Origin of the sequence: Mesorhizobium sp. M0751 (assembly GCF_040320265.1) — a bacterium.
GTDB lineage: Bacteria > Pseudomonadota > Alphaproteobacteria > Rhizobiales > Rhizobiaceae > Mesorhizobium.
Window position 1 is genome coordinate 1 of record NZ_JAMYPH010000081.1, and the last position, 978, is coordinate 978.

The following is a 978-nucleotide window of genomic DNA, read 5'->3' on the forward strand; positions in this document are numbered from 1 at the left end:
AGGATCGTCAACGGCCACCCCAACAGCCAGATCGACGATCTCCTGCCTTGGGTCTACATCAACAAGCTCGAGCTCAAGGCCGTGGCCCGAGAACACCGCTTACGAACCTTCTTCGGAAGTGGATAAAGAGGCGCGCGGAGACCCTCCCGCCGCCCTCACCATCAGCGTTCATCCCGGTTCAGATTGAAAGCACTTCCGATCGGGCCTTGCTGCAGAGCAGCATGGCTGCGGTGGATTTGCCGGGGACTTGCGATGGGGTGCGTAGGTCGGCATCGAAAAGGACAGCGCATTTTTCCTCTCCAGCCAAGGTGAGCGCGTCGCTGCCGAACGGCGTGAAGTTGACGCTGGAATGCGGTGATGCGGATGCATTGACGGCAACCATCGGAGCGCTGGGTCATGTTCAGACTGGGCGCTGACCTGAAAGTCTACCTGCACCGCGAGCCGATCGACTTCCGGGCCGGCATCAACAGCCTTGCGGTTCTGGTCCAAGAGACGATGGCGCTCGATCCGTTTGCTCCGGCGGTTTTTGCGTTCTGCAATCGCCGTCGCGACCGGATGAAGCTCCTGTTCTTCGATCGGTCGGGCTTTGTGCTGGTAATGAAGCGGCTGACCGAGGACAAGTTCCGGTGGCCGCGCCGGGAGGCAGCGGTGGTCACGCTTACGACCGAGCAATTGCACTGGATCCTCGACGGCATCGACATCGATGCGATGGTCCGCCATCCGGTGCGGCAATATCAGGTTGCCGGTTGAGGGCTCTCGAATTGAGCGGTTGACGCCGCGGCATGCTTTCGATTCAAGAATCTGATGAATCGACCCGGCGAACCGACTGTTGAAGCGTTGATGGCGCGTATTGCTGCGCTGCAGGCGCAGAACCGTCAACTCGCCGAACGCGTCGTCAAACTCGAGGAAGAGCTGGCGCTTGCGCGGCTGCATCGTTTTGCGCCGAAGAGCGAAAAGCACATTGACCGTCTCTTCAAT

The 978-nt window shown here is 59.9% G+C and carries 1 protein-coding gene and 2 pseudogenes; all 3 read left to right on the plus strand.

Translation table 11 applies throughout. The annotated features are described in order from the left end of the window. Positions 1 to 104: 104 nt before the first annotated feature. Positions 105 to 416: pseudogene (locus NKI19_RS33015) on the plus strand (IS66-like element accessory protein TnpA); the annotation flags it as partial. Next, a complete protein-coding gene (gene tnpB, locus NKI19_RS32740; RefSeq protein WP_352469379.1) occupies positions 397 to 750 on the plus strand; it encodes an IS66 family insertion sequence element accessory protein TnpB in 354 nt (117 codons plus the stop codon). The pseudogene NKI19_RS33015 and the gene tnpB, both read left to right, overlap by 20 nt. Positions 751 to 804: 54 nt before the next feature. Beyond that, positions 805 to 978 (plus strand): annotated as a pseudogene (locus NKI19_RS32745) (IS66 family transposase); the annotation flags it as partial.

Excerpts from the sequence above, each read along its gene's own strand:
- tnpB (WP_352469379.1), top strand. The coding sequence starts at position 397 with ATGTTCAGACTGGGCGCTGACCTGAAAGTCTACCTGCACCGCGAGCCG.